The following is a 15,434-nucleotide window of genomic DNA, read 5'->3' as shown; positions in this document are numbered from 1 at the left end:
GTATATAGTATAATAAACTAAGATAAAACATTAAACATATTGATTAATGACGAATACTTAGGATTTTATTTACACAAGTTTTAATCTACAAATGATTGGAGTACTATTTTACAATATCACAGTATGATCTGTGTTATATATAAACAATCTACAAAAGAACAAAATACTTAAGATAAATTCTATAAGATACATAAGAGTAAAAAACAAAAGATGATTTTTACTAAAGAAAAATTCTCAATATACAAAAGAGGAATAACAGTAATGATAAGAGGATATCCAACTTGGATATCCTCTTATTGTTATCTATGACTCATGGCACGAAACCCACTACACACCTAAGTACTTTTAAGCGTGTATCATTTGGCTATCCAAATGATACAAAAAACCGCCTTCGATTCGGCATCCTACCGAAACTTTGGACTGCTATGCAGCCATGCCTTACATTCCTATGTTAATAGCTTTAGTATCCAGCTAATGGGATTAATTACTTGTAACGTTTGCATAATCTTTGGCATATGCCCAGTCTCTACAAAAGTTCCTGCTAGTAATGACAAAATAATTGCTGATGATGACGCGGTAAGATTCGCCCTCAAATCACTCTTACTCAATTTAACAATGCACATGGCTAATACCGCTGCTAATAATGCAATGGATAATACAATCGTTATGTACATTGAAAACTCCATTCGTACCTTTGGCATGATTGCTTGGATAAGACCTAGACACACTCCACATTGAAACGCAGTAATTAGGAATGTATAACCACAGTACCCCATAAAATAACTACCTTTTACATGACCAGACATTATATATCGAGAAATCACTCCATTTTTTTGATCCTTTATGTATTCCACTGCATGAACGGTTGCCAATACTAGAAAGGTTGTTATTAATAAACCTACTGCCTGCTTAGCTTCTTTTGATGAACTCTTAACGTTCAAGACGTTTTCCGATATTGCTGTACTCGTTTTAATCTTTTGAATCTGAGGTTCTAAAGGCTTTTCCATGTCGATATACCTATGATATCTTCCCGTGATAAGATTAGTATTAACTAAGGTTGATTCAGCCCTTTGCACTTCAATTCCTTCATATCCTTTTAGTTGTTCCATTACATCTTCAATATCTTTTTCCATTGTATCTTCACCTACTAAAATTCCTACTCTTACTATATTATTTTTGAATTGTAGAGAAATTACGGTTAGTACACATATTAGGAATGGAATTATTACAACCATAGCTATATTCCCACGTTTTCTCATTGCCCTCTTCATATTATTCTTAATAACCAGATAAGTCCCCATGCAAAAAAACCTCCTTTTTAAATGTTTTGACTGCTAGAATAGAAACAAATACACCTATTACAACATGAATCAATATAAGAAGATATACTCCTGATTTCATATGATCGAAAAGTATTGCAAATAGATAGCTGTTAACGTGGGTAAGAGGCGACAGATTGAGAATATCTTGAACTAATGGATTACTCGTTCCAAAAGGATAAAAAACTCCAGCTGCTACTGCACATAGTGCGATTGGTAGATTAACAAGATTCTTAACAAAAAGAAAATTCTTCATACCAATTCCAATAAACACCCCAATTGTCGCTACACAAAAACTCATCGCTACTAATAGAAGACAAATCAGAATCCACTCTACTTTTTTTGGTAATTTCCATATGCATCCGCATACGACAAATGTAAAACAATTACAGGTACTGAATACGATTGTACATGAAAATATCTTGGATAGAACAATCTGTCGTTCACTAATTGGAGCCATCACAAAACGCACAGCTGTTTTTGTATAGGCCTCATCTTTACCAGCATAAGCAGCTGTAATCAGTGCCATACATGCACAGAAGGGAATCATTACAACCGTATAGTATTGGTAACTTGTTATAACATCGTCAAATTGATTTCGAGTCAATACACCTAATATCAAGGTCAATACCATAGGAAATACAATATTGTATCCAACTGAAAATCCATCTTTTATTCTTCTTCCTATCTGAAAACTTGTTAAGACCTTTAATCCATTCATCTACTCCACCCCATCTCTTAAATCTGTACCAGTTAAAGTCAAAAAAATTGACTCCAAACTTTCACCAGCCTTATTATGGTACTTATTCTTGACTATATCTTTCTCATCATCCACAAGGATTTGGCCATAGTCCATAATAATAACTCGATTACACAATTCTTCGATTTCTTCAATGTAATGAGATATATAGATTACCGTAGTCCCCCTTTCTTGTAATGTCCGAATCAATTGCATAATATATTTTCTTGACTGCGGATCTATTCCAACAGTTGGCTCATCCATAATTAAAATTTCAGGGGAATGGACAACTGAACAAGCAATATTTAATCTTCTCTTCATACCACCAGAGAATTTTGATGTACACTCTTTTCTTCTATCCCACAACCCTACAAAAGTCAAAACTTCCTCCATTCTTTTTCGAAGTTCTCCACCTTTATATCCATAGAGGGAGCCAAAGAATTTAACATTCTCATATGCACTTAAATCCTCATATAATGCAATATCTTGGGGAACAACTCCAAGACTTTTCTTGAAGTTGATAGAGTCTTTTACTATGTTCTCTCCATGACATAAAACCATACCTTGATCTGCTTTCTCAATTCCTGCAATAATCTTAACCAATGTACTCTTGCCTGCACCATTAGGTCCAAGTAGCCCGATAACATCCCCTTTTTGAACTCTAAAACTAATTCCTTTCAATACTTCTCTTGTGTTATAACTTTTCCTCATATCTTTTACTTCCATAACACAATCCTTTTCCTTCACATTTTCTTTCCTATTTTCTTTTACCATAATTCCACTCTACTCCTTATCAATTATTTATCCAATATTATTTATCCAATATTGGATATTAAGTTGTATTGTAAGGTGCAGCCTTGAAAATATATTTCAATTCTTGCACCGTATATATACTAAGACTTTTCTCTTTTAAGCTCATCTATTATTAAGTCTAGGTTATCTAAAGCTTTGCTTGGATCATCTTTGATAATATCTTTAATTTTATTCAAATAATTAATTTTCTCATCCACTCCAGACTCTTCTGTCTCCATTTCCGTACTATCTGCATCAAACTGAAGAATAAGACTCTTCATCGCACCTCCTTCATTCATATATAGTTCAAGATTATCTAATAACTCTTTATGCCATAGAATCTGTTCCTCTAATGAATGAATTGTCATTGAGAATGATAATTGAATCAACTTCGTAGCATCTTTCCCCGCCTTTATATCAGACCATCTCTTCCAATATTCACTCTTTTCTTCTAGTTCTTTAATATGGTTTTGTATCGCTAGTTTTATTTCAGATTCCTCAAGTAGTGAAAGCATAGGTTCTATTATAAACTTTGGTGACCCAGTACCAGCAATTGGAGCTTGTAACACTGACATAATCTCCCTAAGCATCTCTTTTCTACCATGTTCGGTGATTTCATAGATCTTACGCACTCTCGAACCAGTTCTCTCTTCTCTTAAAACGCTAATACATTTTTCTTTCTCTAGTTTCGTTAATGCATAATAAATAGATCCCGACTGTATCTTCATCCATTGCTCTGTACCTGAAAGCTGAATGAATTTTTGAATCTCATATCCATGTGTCGGCTTTATGCTAAGGTAATATAGAATTAACGCTCTTATCATACAGTTCCTCTCTTCCAACTTTCTATTGCGTTTAATTATGGTAAGTTCACGGCGCCATATCCCGCCCATTCCCCAACATTGGATATATTATATATCCAATGTTGTATATTGTCAATACATAACCAAATAAAGTATCATTATCTTACTATTGTGTTATTTATTAATCAATTAATGCAAGAAATTATACCACATATATGCTATTATCTATACAGTTTATCTATTCAATTCCACTATATTCATTACATTGCATTTGGTTTTGGATAGTAATCTATGAATAACGGAGGATTCTTCAATTGAAAAACAAATATCAAAAAACCTTATATGCTTGTTTTACAGGCTATATTGTACAAGCAATTGTAAATAATTTTGTTCCTTTACTTTTTCTTACCTTACAATCAACCTACGAGATATCTTTATCAAAGATAACCTTTTTAGTGACTGTTAACTTTGGACTACAACTCATAGTTGATTTATTATCTATTGGATTTGTAGACCGAATAGGTTATCGCGCTTCCGCTATACTTGCCCATATCTTCTCAGCAGCTGGGTTAATTTCATTAACAATATTACCCGATTTGATGTCGGATGCCTATATAGGGATATTGATTTCAGTTATGATCTATGCAGTTGGTGGTGGCTTACTTGAAGTTCTAATCAGTCCAATTGTAGAAGCTTGCCCTACTGATAATAAAGAAAAAGCCATGAGTTTACTTCATTCCTTCTATTGCTGGGGATATGTTAGCGTTGTTCTACTCTCGACTCTATTCTTTGCTATATTCGGTATACATAATTGGAAGATACTCGCTATCTTCTGGGCTATCATTCCTGCTATGAATACAATAGCTTTTACTAAGGTACCGATTGCCTCACTTATTGCAGAGCATGAAACAGGCCTAAAATTAAAAGAACTTGTACAAAAGAAAGTCTTCTGGGTTCTCATGATGTTAATGGTTTGCGCAGGTGCATGTGAACAAGCAGTAAGCCAATGGGCTTCTACCTTTGCAGAGAAGGGTCTACATGTTAGTAAAACGATTGGTGACCTTGCAGGTCCAATGCTATTTGCTATCCTAATGGGAACCTCTCGTGCAATCTACGGTAAATATGGCCATAAGATCAATCTGGATCGCTTCATGTTATTTAGCGGTTTTACTTGTATCTTATCTTACCTGATTATATCGCTTTCTCCATATCCTGTCCTAGGCCTTATCGGTTGTGGTCTATGTGGCTTATCAGTAGGCATATTGTGGCCGGGTACCTTCAGTATCGCATCTGCTTCTATACGAGGTGGCGGCACTGCAATGTTTGCATTCCTTGCATTAGCTGGTGATCTTGGTTGTTCTGGCGGACCAACCTTTGTGGGTTTAATATCAAGTGCCTTTTCTGATAATTTGAAAACCGGAATCTTAGGGGCTATTATATTTCCGATTTTATTAATTCTTGGACTTGGAGTACTTGGGCGTATGAGAGTGAGTAAGAACGTTGAAGGGATTAGTAAAGTGGTAGAATAGTACTTTTGAATTTAGCGATAATTGATTTTGTAATATATAATATCAATAGAATTTTAGACATAAAAAGGCCAGTAGATTTTTACGTCTACTGGCTGCTTAATTTTATTAAGTTACACCATTTCTAACATTGTTTAAAAAATTCTTCTATATCTTCTAAGAACTTTCGAATATTCTCCTGCGTATGAGCTGCAGACAAAAATATTGCTTCAAATTGACTTGGACCAATGTAGTGTCCTTTATTCAACATATGATTAAAATACTTACCAAATAAGATGGTATCAGAAGTTTTAGCTGACTCATAATCTACGACAGGTCCCTTTGTAAAGAACAGACAACTCAAGGAACCAATCCCATTCACTACACATGAAATTTGATACTTCTTAATTAGGTCACGTAACCCTAAGCGTAATTCCTCTCCATACTCATTAATTTGGCTATAGATTTCTGGGTGGTCTTTCAGAATTCTAAGCTGTGTAATCCCCGCATGCATAGCTACTGGGTTTCCACTTAATGTTCCTGCCTGGTATACTGCTCCTACAGGAGATACCACTTGCATCACATCTTTACGTCCACCATATGCTCCAACTGGCATACCTCCACCTATAATCTTTCCATACGTAATCAAATCTGGTTTGATATCAAAGTAACCAGATGCACCTTCTAATTGCAGACGAAAACCAGTAATTACTTCATCAAAGATTAGAAGTGCGCCTTCTCTTGTACAGATTTCTCTTAATCCTTGCAAGAAGCCTTCCTTAGGTAAAACAACACCCATATTCGCAGCAATTGGTTCAACGATTAGACATGCAATTTCACCTTTGTTCTCAGAAAATAGTTTCTCTACACTTTTAAGATTATTATTAATTGCAGTTAGAGTATCTTCTGCACAACCAGCAGGAACACCAGCACTATCAGGCACCCCTGACGTCATAACACCTGAGCCTGCTTTAACAAGCATGGCATCTGCATGTCCATGATAACAACCTTCGAATTTAATAACTTTACCTCGTCCTGTATATCCTCTTGCAACACGAATCGCACTCATAACTGCTTCTGTACCTGAATTAACCATACGTATCATCTCTATGGAAGGTACAATATCACAGATTAACTGTGCCATCTCTACTTCAATTTCAGTAGCAGCTCCAAAACTAAGTCCTTTATCAATTGCTTCTTGTACCGCAGCTTGTACTTGCTCATTCTTATGTCCAAGAATCATCGGTCCCCAAGAACCAATGTAATCAATATATTCATTTCCATCCACATCATAGATATATTGTTTCTCTGCGCGGTCTATAAATCTTGGACTTCCTCCGACAGCTTGAAATGCACGAACTGGGCTATTCACACCACCTGGTATAATCTCAACTGCTTTTGTAAATAAACGTTCTGATTTATCTGTCTTCATTCTTACCTCCTTGCATAATTCAAGATGATTCCCGATTCCCATTCTTGTAAATATGTCATTTACTTTACTCGAAAAATTTGTTGTAATCTCCTTGAGGAATTTCTTTTTCTAATCCAACTACTCGCGGCCATTGATTCGTATCATCAATTATAAAACCCATAATCATGCCCATATGAGAATCCAAATGTCTAAATTGAGCTAATATTAAAGTAAATTTCGTGTAATCACAATTGGCTGGCATTTCTAATAGTTCGTTATCCTGCAAATCATCTATATAGTGTCTTATTTTCTCTGCTGTTTGATTATAATAACTATCCAAATCTTCTCTTGTCAGTCTCTTCTCACTAGTAACATCAAGATTATTTAGATCCTTCTCGTGAAAAGATGGCTCCTGAAAATTAATATCACGAGGATTAATAAACCACAAATCTAATGAATGCAACATATGATAAACATGCTTCCATAACGGCATTTCGCAGTATAGCTTATTCCATAATTCATTTGGTATACAGTCAATTACATTCTTTACTTCCCACAATGCTCTTCTTGTTTGGTCCTCAATTATGACGACTAAGGATTCTTGCTTTAACATTGAAAATCCCCCTTATTATTATAACGTGTTTTGTGACATAGTACGTGAGTTAAGAAGCTATGCAAACGTATATAGAGTTTCGCATCAATACCAAAAATACACAAGTGCACCGATGAGTTACCCAATTCTTCCTTCATCAATATATCCGGCTATTTCCTTGGCGTAATAAGAGATAAGAATATCGGCTCCTGCACGAAACATACTAACCGCAGATTCACTAACTACTGCCGCCTCATCTATGTAGCCCGCCATTGCTGCCGCTTTAATCATTGAATACTCTCCACTAACACTATATACCGCACAAGGTACAGGAAAACGCTCGGAAATCTCTTTTACTATATCAAGATAGGCAAGCCCTGGTTTTACCATAAGAATATCCGCACCTTCCGCAAGGTCTAATTCTGCTTCCTTAATTGCTTCTCTCTTGTTGTGATAATCCATCTGATATGATTTACGGTCACCAAAGGCTGGTGCTGAACCAGCTGCATCACGAAATGGTCCATAAAAGGATGATGAATACTTCACTGCATATGACATAATAGGGGTATTCGAATAACCTGCACCATCTAATGTATTACGAATTGCTAAGATTCTACCATCCATCATATCCGATGGAGCCACCATATCCGCACCTGCCTGGACATGGGATAATGAAGTCTTCGCTAACAATTCTAAGGTACTATCATTATCTACGGTATGATCATGTAATACACCACAATGTCCATGAGAAGTGTATTCACATAGACAAACGTCAGTAATTAGATATAATTCAGGAAATTCTTTCTTAGCAAGTTCAACTGCTTTTTGCACAATACCATCCTCAGCCCAAGCCCCGCTACCACACGCATCCTTGTGTTCAGGAATCCCAAAAAATAAAACTCCTCGTACCCCTGATTTCTGAATTTGCTCTAATTCATATGCTAATGTATCTAAACTATAACGATATTGACCAGGCATAGCTGAAATTTCTTCCCTAATCTTCTGCCCTTCTTTCACAAATACCGGGTAGATTAAACCATTCTTCGAAACTCTCGTTTCCCTAACCATATCTCGAAGTACTTGACTCCCTCTTAACCTTCTTGGTCTATTTCGTAATTCCATCTAAAGTCTCCATTCTTTTTATTCTTGTCTTCTTCGTAATAAAATTTCCTATTAATATAAATCTGGTATACTAGAAGGAATATTTATTCATTTAGAAAACTTTCCTGTATTTGCGTACCAACAAAGTAAATACGCAAATGCGTTAAATCAACCTCACATGAATAGACATTCAATCATGCTGTCTATAGTAGCCTTCTTAGCAATCTGAATCTGCATACCATATTGCTCTGCCATTGCTGCGGTTTGTTCCCCAATACAGATTGCCTTTATCTTATTATAATCCATATCCGTTAGACAGGATACGAACGCTCTAATGCAAGAAGCACTAGTAAACATTACGTAATCAATCGTGTCTTTCTCAATTCCAGTTTGTATTCTTTCCACTAATTCTTTGTCAGCACAATATTCTGTATCATAAACCGCCACGTCCTGGTATTCCATTTGATTTTCTTCTAAAACCTCTACTATATCTTCCGAAGCATTATTGGCACGATACAAGGTTACATAAGAATCTTTATCAACGGTATCTACTAATCCGACTAATCCCTTAGCTAATTCTTTCCCACAATATATCTCAGGCATATAATCTGCCTCTATACCATGATGTCTTAATTCCTTTTTTGAAGCATTCCCAACTACGCCAAACCTAACATCTGATTTATATAATTGTCGTATATCTTTTCCTGTGGCTTCTAATAATGTAAAGAAACTCTCAACCCCTTTTGGACTAGTAAACAAAATCCAATGTTTCTTTCTTACTTCAGTAATCTGTTCAATGCTTCGAGTAAATCGCTTCAAATCTTTCTCTGTATCTAAAGTAAGTGTTTTAATTGCTGGCATCTCTATAACATGCACTCCCTTAGAGCGTAATTTTTCACTTAACGAAGAACTCTTTTCCTTCGGTCTTGTCACTACTACCTGAATACCTGCTAGTGGCTGTTTATCAACCCACGCAAAAGAATCAGACAAGCTACACACTTCACCTACCACAATAATTGCAGGAGTTTGAATAGCTGCCTGATCTGATGCCTCTTTTATTGTAGCTACCGTCGCCACAACCCTTCTTTGCTTGGCACTTGTTCCCCTCTCTAGGACAGCCGCTTTCGTATCAGGATTCATACCAGCTTCCATTAACGAATTGCAAATCTCTTCAAGCGCTCCTATTCCCATTAGAAATATGAGAGTTGCATTCATCTTAACTAAAGCATCATATTGAATTCTTGATACTCCTCCCTTTCTTGCATGCCCTGTAATAATATGCACAGAAGATGTATAATCTCTATGGGTAACTGGTATTCCCGCATAAGCAGGAACGGCGACAGCGGAAGTAATTCCTGGTACTATTTCATATTCTATGTTATGTTCCACTAACAATTCTAACTCTTCTCCACCTCGGCCAAATACAAAGGGGTCTCCGCCTTTCAGTCTAACAACTCGTTTTCCTGCAAGAGCTTCATCGAGTAGTATCTGATTAATCTCCTCCTGTGGTACAAGATGGTGATTCGCACGTTTTCCCACATTTATCTTCTTTGCAGAGGATGGTATCAATGCAGCAATCTCATCGCTCACAAGCGCATCATAAACAACTACCTCAGCTGACTCAAGTACTTCTTTACCCTTCAGGGTTAACAACCCAATATCTCCAGGCCCCGCACCTACAAGCCATACCTTGCCTTTTTTATCTGTCATATAAACAAGCCAACTCCTTCCTGCCCAAATACCATTTCCCCTTTATCTACCTTCTTTTAATTGTCTTGCCAATGTTTCCCCTAGTTTTGCAGCTTTCTCTATCTCACCATGAATACTTCCAATACGGATATCTTCCCTGTTTTCTTCACAATAAAAACCTTGCAATCTAATCTCATTGCCTTCGATCTGTGCATAACCAGCTATAGGCGAAGAGCAACCTCCGTCAAGTGCGGTTACGAATGCACGTTCACAAGTTGCTATAATTTCTGATTCCTTATTAAGAAATGGATCTAAGAAAGAATAGTCGAAATCTCTTCTTCCTTGAATCGCAAGTATTCCTTGTCCTGCTGCTGGTATCATTTCATCTGTAGATAATACCTTCGTTACGATATTTTCTAATCCTAATCTTCTGATACCTGCTAATGCTAGAACAATTCCATTGTAATTTTGCTCTTCTAACTTTCTAAGTCTAGTCTGAACATTTCCACGTATGGTCTCAAATTGCAAGTTAGGATATAACTTCTTTAACTGAAGTACTCTTCTCTTACTAGATGAACCGATAATCCCCGCTTCTGTTTCGATCTGAAATCCATCTTTTAAGATAAGAACATCTCTTGGATCTTCCCTCTTAGAAAATCCTATCAAAGGTAAATCTTCCGGTATCTCCATTGGCATATCTTTTAAGCTATGAACGGATAAGTCAATTCTACCTTCTCTAAGAGCGATATCCAGCTCTTTCACGAACAGACCTTTCCCTCCAACTTTATCAAGGCTTGTATGTAGAATCATATCACCGGTTGTTTTCATCGTGACTAATTCAAGTTCTATATCTGGATGTGCCTTCCTAATTGCCTCCATAACGATTTCTGACTGTATTACTGCGAGCTTACTATCTCTACTTCCAATTCGAATTCTTCTCCTAATTCTCTTTTCCATACACACTCTCCTATTATAAAGAAACTTATCTCCAAAGTGTTATTCGATGCACATCATTGAATAACACAATTACGCAAAATCATTCATCAACCATTGACCTCAACACACTCTTTATTCCATCTGTAACTCTTTTGGCAATGCGATGATTTGTCCCACTAGCTGTAACCCCAACAACAACCGAGTCCTCTTTCGCAATACCAGGGAAATAAAATGTTGATTCTTCTTTACTATCAGCCACACTAACTGGAATGGAAAGCGTAGTGCATTCTCTACCAACAAGTTGATTAATCTCTCTTCGATTAGTCGCTGTTACTACAATCGTTGCCCCACATACATCCTCTTGTTGATACTTACGAGCGTGCCAAACAATCTTCTCCTCTTTCACTAACTTTATAAGTGAATCTGAGATTTCAGGTGCGATCACTTCTATGTTACACCCAAAGGAGCACAATGTCTGTACTCTTCTAGTAGCAACCTCTCCTCCTCCTACTACAACCACTCGTTTCTCTATTAAGTTAATAAATATTGGGAAATATGCCCCTTCCATACCTACACTTCCTCATTCTTTTTTGATGCATTTTCAATAGCCTCAAGACAACTACTCCACTGTTTTTTATCAAGGTTCTCTTTCAAACCATACAGTAGATTGGTTACTACACGGTTTGATGCGGCCTTCACAAGTTTTCTAATCTCCTCTACTGACTCAGAATCCTTCACGATTCTATTCATCTGCTTATCGATACGATTTAAAACACTCATAGATGAAGTCCTTCCGACACTTTGGATTAATGGAATATACTCTCTAAATAGATACCATGTAGTAAATTCTTCTTCATACTCCTTTAAGATTTCAATAGCAAGCGCAACAGACTGGTTATTAATGGTATCTGTAGATACTCCACCTAAACTATCAATATTATATAGCCTAATATTCTCTAATTCTGCTAAACGAAGAGAAATGTCTCGTGGAACTGCCATATCTACTAATATTCTCTTCTTCCCATCATGTAAGATTTCATATACCTCCTCATATTGAATCGTATGATGCGGACTCGCAGTTGCACTTACCACAACCTCCATTCCAGAAAGCACATTATATCGTTCTTGATAATCAATACAATGAGCCCCCAGTGGTATATCTACTTCTCTACACTTATATTGCCGTAATGTCATAGTAACCTTCGCGCCCATCTGTAATAAACGCGTCGCAGCTAACTTACCGATTTCTCCATTACCAATTACCAGGCAAGGTAAACCGTTTACCGTATCAAACTCTCTTGTTAGTACCGTTATCATATTCTCTACAACCGAGGAATTTACAGCAGTAAGATGTACACTTGACTTTACCTTCTTAGCTGCTGTTATGGCCGTTTGGAATAACTTCTCTAATACGATATCGGTAGTCTCCGCCTCTCTGGCATTCGTTAGTGCTTCTTTTACTTGTGTAATAATTTGATCCTCTCCAAATACTTTCGATTTCAATCCACACGCCAATGAAAAGAGATGTTCTACCACCTCACTGCCATTTCTTACGGTATAGAAATTCTGATAAGCCTCAGAATCTATGCCTTTAATACGGCACAAAATCTCATAAGGCTCCATAGCTTCTTCTTCACAACTAATATATAATTCTGTACGATTGCATGTTGATAGTATTACACAGCCTGTAATTTTATCTTTGTACCACTCCATAATCTGGTTCATGGCACTTAGTGATTCATGATGTGTAAAACTAAACTTTTCTCTATATTCGATAGAAGCCTTGCAATGATCGATTCCCACCATTTGAATGTCCATACTGTTGCCTCCTATCGCTCGTTGTCAATCATATATAATAGTGCATTGCAGATTGCTGCAGCTACATTACTACCGCCTTTTCTTCCCTTTGCTACAATATAAGGAATATCCATCCGCATAATTAATTCCTTTGATGGAACTACATTAACAAAACCTACTGGTACACCAATGATTAATTTTGGTGTAATCTTATGCTCGTTAATTAGTTCATATAGACGCACCAACGCTGTTGGCGCATTTCCAATGGCAAAGATAACGTCCTCGTTGAGTCTAGCTGCTTTGTTCATACTTGCTGTTGCTCTTGTTGTCCCTAATTCCTTCGCTTCTTTAGCAACGTCCTCATCGGACATAAAGCAATGTACTTCTCCACCATACTTTGCAAGGGATTTCTTATTAACACCTGCTTTGGCCATCTGCGTATCCGTAACAATATGAGCTCCAGCCTTAATTGCCTCAATTGCCTTCACAACTGCATTTTCAGAGAATTTCAGATTATCAGCATAATCAAAATCAGCAGTTGTATGGATTACCCTTTTGACAATCATCTCCTGCTCCTTAGGAAATGTTCTTCCTTCTAATTCTTCTGTAATAATTTCAAAACTACGTCTCTCAATCTCTGTTGGCAATACTTGTTCTAACTCTATCTTCAAGAGTACTCCTCCTCTACAATCCATCTCATCTTCTAATTCATTTAACTACACTCCCTGCTCTATGATTTGATAGATTGCTTCCATATCAAGGTTTTCACGAATTGCATCTGCTAACAGGTTGTATTGTGTCTCTTTGTATTCTTCTATATTAAGGGCATGTACATTAGCCGTATCATATCCTTTATTCTTTAGTAATGCTTCTACGATTCCATTTACTACCCCAGACATATCGAATATTCCATGTACATAAGTTCCATATACATTTCCTACGTTATTTCCATCTTCTTTCACCGTACCACTCTTTGTTACATCCGTCAAGTTCGTTAGTGGAACTCCTGAAGAATTCGTATCTCCCATATGGATTTCATATCCCTCAAATTCTACTCCACATAGATTACTAAGCACACCCTCAACCTTTGTAAATGTTCCATGAACGCGGGTTCTTGTCTTCTCAGGCAGGAATACGGTATCGATTGGTAGTAGGCCTAATCCTTTTACCATTCTAAAATCTAGCTTATTCGTCTCAATACTATCTGGATCTGAAAGCGTGATCCCTAACATCTGATATCCACCACATACACCAAAGATTACTTTTCCTCTTGCGGCATGTTGTAGTATCTTAGCTTCTAACCCTGTCTCTCTTAGCCATAATAAATCCTCTATAGTATTCTTGGTTCCTGGAATAATAATCATATCTGGGTCCATTAATTCACTAGGTGTCTTAACATAACGTAGGGATACTTCTTCCACGTATTCAAATGGATTAAAATCTGTAAAATTAGAGATTCTAGGCAAACGAATTACAGCTATATCAATTAACCCCGTTGTATGCTTTTTGGTAAATCGTTCGGATAAACTGTCTTCATCATCAATATCAAGGTTACAATACGGCATTACGCCACGCACTGGAATTCCGACTTTCTCTTCTAACATTCGAAGTCCTGGTTCAAGAATTGTCTTATCTCCACGGAACTTATTTATAATCAGACCTTTTACCATAGCACGTTCTTCTTCCTCAAGAAGTAAAATCGTACCAAGCAACTGTGCAAAAACTCCACCACGATCAATATCTCCCACTAAAAGCACAGGAGCTTTTGCTCTCTTAGCCATTCCCATATTTACAATATCTTCTTTCTTGAGATTAATCTCCGCTGGACTACCTGCTCCTTCAATTACAATAATGTCATGCTCTTCTTCTAATCTATGGTAGGCATCTAGCACCGTAGGAAAAAACTGCTTCTTACAAGCAAAATATTCTCTTGCTGACATTATTCCTACAACTTCTCCATTGACAATAACCTGCGATCCCGTATCATTGGTTGGTTTTAATAAGATTGGATTCATAAGAACCGATGGTTGTACCATAGCTGCTTCTGCTTGCATCACTTGTGCTCTTCCCATCTCAAGACCTTCTTTCGTTATGAAAGAATTCAATGCCATGTTCTGTGACTTAAATGGTGCTACCTTATAACCGTCCTGTGCAAATACACGACAAAGGCCTCCTGCTAAGATGCTTTTTCCTGCATTGGACATCGTTCCTTGAATCATAATTGATTTCGCCATGGTCTACGCCCTTCCTTTAATTTTTCTCATCGCTTTAATTAAGACTTCATTTTCTAATCTAGTACGGATGGCAATGCGATAATATCCCTTAGATAATCCCAGGTAATTACTGCAATCACGTATTAAGATTCCCTCTCTTATAAGTTCCTTCTTCCAATCTAACTGGTCATAGAAGAAGATATAGTTTGCTTCTGGTTCAAAGTAGTGAATACCTAAGGCTTCAAGTTCCTTACAAAGATATTCTCTTTCTCTTTTAATGCAATTTTTCGTTCTTGTTACATATTGGTCTTGATTTAGCGCGACCTCACCAGCTGCTTGTGCGGGGATCGATACTGACCACGGTTGACTTACATTGTTCATCTTAGCTAACAACTCATAATTCGATGTCATCAGATAACCAAGTCGCAATCCTGCCATTGCATACATCTTAGTAAAGGCTCTTAATAGTACTAGATTGTTATGCTCATCTTACTCCTTTGTTAGCTGATGTTATTCACGACTTTCAATGAAGTCATT

14 protein-coding genes and 1 pseudogene are annotated in these 15,434 nt (G+C 36.9%); 1 reads left to right on the top strand and 14 read right to left on the bottom strand.

Annotated elements, in window-relative coordinates; all coding sequences use genetic code 11:
* Positions 1 to 446: 446 nt before the first annotated feature.
* The 4 genes from ACW2QF_RS10955 to ACW2QF_RS10940 form a co-directional block, all read right to left on the bottom strand.
* Positions 447 to 1,301 carry an ABC transporter permease gene (locus ACW2QF_RS10955; protein WP_455716043.1) on the bottom strand — a complete coding sequence of 285 codons (855 nt, stop codon included), beginning with the start codon at positions 1,299 to 1,301 and terminating at the stop codon, positions 447 to 449.
* Positions 1,279 to 2,040, bottom strand: coding sequence for an ABC transporter permease (locus tag ACW2QF_RS10950; RefSeq protein WP_455716042.1), 762 nt, complete (start codon positions 2,038 to 2,040; stop codon positions 1,279 to 1,281). The genes ACW2QF_RS10955 and ACW2QF_RS10950 overlap by 23 nt, the downstream gene beginning before the upstream one ends.
* Entirely contained in the window at positions 2,041 to 2,832 is a 792-nt protein-coding gene (locus ACW2QF_RS10945) for an ABC transporter ATP-binding protein (protein WP_455716041.1), read from the bottom strand.
* Positions 2,833 to 2,951: 119 nt separating this feature from the next.
* Positions 2,952 to 3,674 carry a PadR family transcriptional regulator gene (locus ACW2QF_RS10940; protein ID WP_455716040.1) on the bottom strand — a complete coding sequence of 241 codons (723 nt, stop codon included), beginning with the start codon at positions 3,672 to 3,674 and terminating at the stop codon, positions 2,952 to 2,954.
* 293 nt (positions 3,675 to 3,967) lie between these two features.
* Here ACW2QF_RS10940 and ACW2QF_RS10935 point away from each other — a divergent pair, with 293 nt between their 5' ends.
* Positions 3,968 to 5,182, top strand: coding sequence for an MFS transporter (locus ACW2QF_RS10935; protein WP_455716039.1), 1,215 nt, complete (start codon positions 3,968 to 3,970; stop codon positions 5,180 to 5,182).
* A gap of 121 nt (positions 5,183 to 5,303) precedes the next feature.
* On the opposite strand, the gene hemL is transcribed toward ACW2QF_RS10935, so the two are convergent.
* The 10 genes and pseudogenes from hemL to ACW2QF_RS10885 all read right to left on the bottom strand — a co-directional run.
* Positions 5,304 to 6,590 (bottom strand): glutamate-1-semialdehyde 2,1-aminomutase, encoded by a 1,287-nt coding sequence (hemL, locus tag ACW2QF_RS10930; RefSeq protein WP_455716038.1) that lies wholly within the window; start codon positions 6,588 to 6,590, stop codon positions 5,304 to 5,306.
* Between the two features lie 64 nt (positions 6,591 to 6,654).
* A complete protein-coding gene (locus ACW2QF_RS10925; RefSeq protein ID WP_455716037.1) occupies positions 6,655 to 7,182 on the bottom strand; it encodes a hypothetical protein in 528 nt (175 codons plus the stop codon).
* A 117-nt stretch (positions 7,183 to 7,299) separates the two neighbouring features.
* The gene (hemB, locus tag ACW2QF_RS10920; protein ID WP_455716036.1) at positions 7,300 to 8,283 is read right to left on the bottom strand and encodes a porphobilinogen synthase; all 984 of its coding nucleotides are present in this window, start codon (positions 8,281 to 8,283) and stop codon (positions 7,300 to 7,302) included.
* A gap of 153 nt (positions 8,284 to 8,436) precedes the next feature.
* A complete protein-coding gene (cobA, locus tag ACW2QF_RS10915; protein WP_455716035.1) occupies positions 8,437 to 9,972 on the bottom strand; it encodes a uroporphyrinogen-III C-methyltransferase in 1,536 nt (511 codons plus the stop codon).
* 42 nt (positions 9,973 to 10,014) lie between these two features.
* A complete protein-coding gene (gene hemC, locus ACW2QF_RS10910) occupies positions 10,015 to 10,908 on the bottom strand; it encodes a hydroxymethylbilane synthase (protein ID WP_455716034.1) in 894 nt (297 codons plus the stop codon).
* A 79-nt stretch (positions 10,909 to 10,987) separates the two neighbouring features.
* Entirely contained in the window at positions 10,988 to 11,455 is a 468-nt protein-coding gene (locus ACW2QF_RS10905; protein ID WP_455716033.1) for a precorrin-2 dehydrogenase/sirohydrochlorin ferrochelatase family protein, read from the bottom strand.
* 2 nt (positions 11,456 to 11,457) lie between these two features.
* Positions 11,458 to 12,705 carry a glutamyl-tRNA reductase gene (gene hemA, locus ACW2QF_RS10900; protein WP_455716032.1) on the bottom strand — a complete coding sequence of 416 codons (1,248 nt, stop codon included), beginning with the start codon at positions 12,703 to 12,705 and terminating at the stop codon, positions 11,458 to 11,460.
* A gap of 11 nt (positions 12,706 to 12,716) precedes the next feature.
* Complete coding sequence (locus ACW2QF_RS10895) at positions 12,717 to 13,355, bottom strand: precorrin-8X methylmutase (protein WP_455716031.1); 639 nt, start codon at positions 13,353 to 13,355, stop codon at positions 12,717 to 12,719.
* 45 nt (positions 13,356 to 13,400) lie between these two features.
* Positions 13,401 to 14,918: a cobyric acid synthase gene (locus tag ACW2QF_RS10890; RefSeq protein WP_455716030.1), complete on the bottom strand. Its 1,518-nt coding sequence runs from the start codon at positions 14,916 to 14,918 to the stop codon at positions 13,401 to 13,403.
* Between the two features lie 3 nt (positions 14,919 to 14,921).
* Positions 14,922 to 15,371, bottom strand: a pseudogene (locus tag ACW2QF_RS10885) (aminotransferase class I/II-fold pyridoxal phosphate-dependent enzyme); the annotation flags it as partial.
* Positions 15,372 to 15,434 lie beyond the last annotated feature (63 nt).

The organism is Anaerosporobacter sp., assembly GCF_965301125.1.
Note: the sequence above shows the minus strand (reverse complement) of the source record. Positions and strands in the feature narration are given on the sequence as shown.

What these genes read in the sequence shown, in the direction of transcription:
- hemL (WP_455716038.1), bottom strand. Translation starts at nt 6,590, where the DNA reads ATGAAGACAGATAAATCAGAACGTTTATTTACAAAAGCAGTTGAGATT.
- ACW2QF_RS10940 (WP_455716040.1), bottom strand. Translation starts at nt 3,674, where the DNA reads ATGATAAGAGCGTTAATTCTATATTACCTTAGCATAAAGCCGACACAT.
- hemA (WP_455716032.1), bottom strand. Translation starts at nt 12,705, where the DNA reads ATGGACATTCAAATGGTGGGAATCGATCATTGCAAGGCTTCTATCGAA.
- hemB (WP_455716036.1), bottom strand. Translation starts at nt 8,283, where the DNA reads ATGGAATTACGAAATAGACCAAGAAGGTTAAGAGGGAGTCAAGTACTT.
- ACW2QF_RS10955 (WP_455716043.1), bottom strand. Translation starts at nt 1,301, where the DNA reads ATGGGGACTTATCTGGTTATTAAGAATAATATGAAGAGGGCAATGAGA.
- ACW2QF_RS10925 (WP_455716037.1), bottom strand. Translation starts at nt 7,182, where the DNA reads ATGTTAAAGCAAGAATCCTTAGTCGTCATAATTGAGGACCAAACAAGA.
- ACW2QF_RS10905 (WP_455716033.1), bottom strand. Translation starts at nt 11,455, where the DNA reads ATGGAAGGGGCATATTTCCCAATATTTATTAACTTAATAGAGAAACGA.
- ACW2QF_RS10950 (WP_455716042.1), bottom strand. Translation starts at nt 2,040, where the DNA reads ATGAATGGATTAAAGGTCTTAACAAGTTTTCAGATAGGAAGAAGAATA.
- cobA (WP_455716035.1), bottom strand. Translation starts at nt 9,972, where the DNA reads ATGACAGATAAAAAAGGCAAGGTATGGCTTGTAGGTGCGGGGCCTGGA.
- hemC (WP_455716034.1), bottom strand. Translation starts at nt 10,908, where the DNA reads ATGGAAAAGAGAATTAGGAGAAGAATTCGAATTGGAAGTAGAGATAGT.
- ACW2QF_RS10890 (WP_455716030.1), bottom strand. Translation starts at nt 14,918, where the DNA reads ATGGCGAAATCAATTATGATTCAAGGAACGATGTCCAATGCAGGAAAA.
- ACW2QF_RS10945 (WP_455716041.1), bottom strand. Translation starts at nt 2,832, where the DNA reads ATGGTAAAAGAAAATAGGAAAGAAAATGTGAAGGAAAAGGATTGTGTT.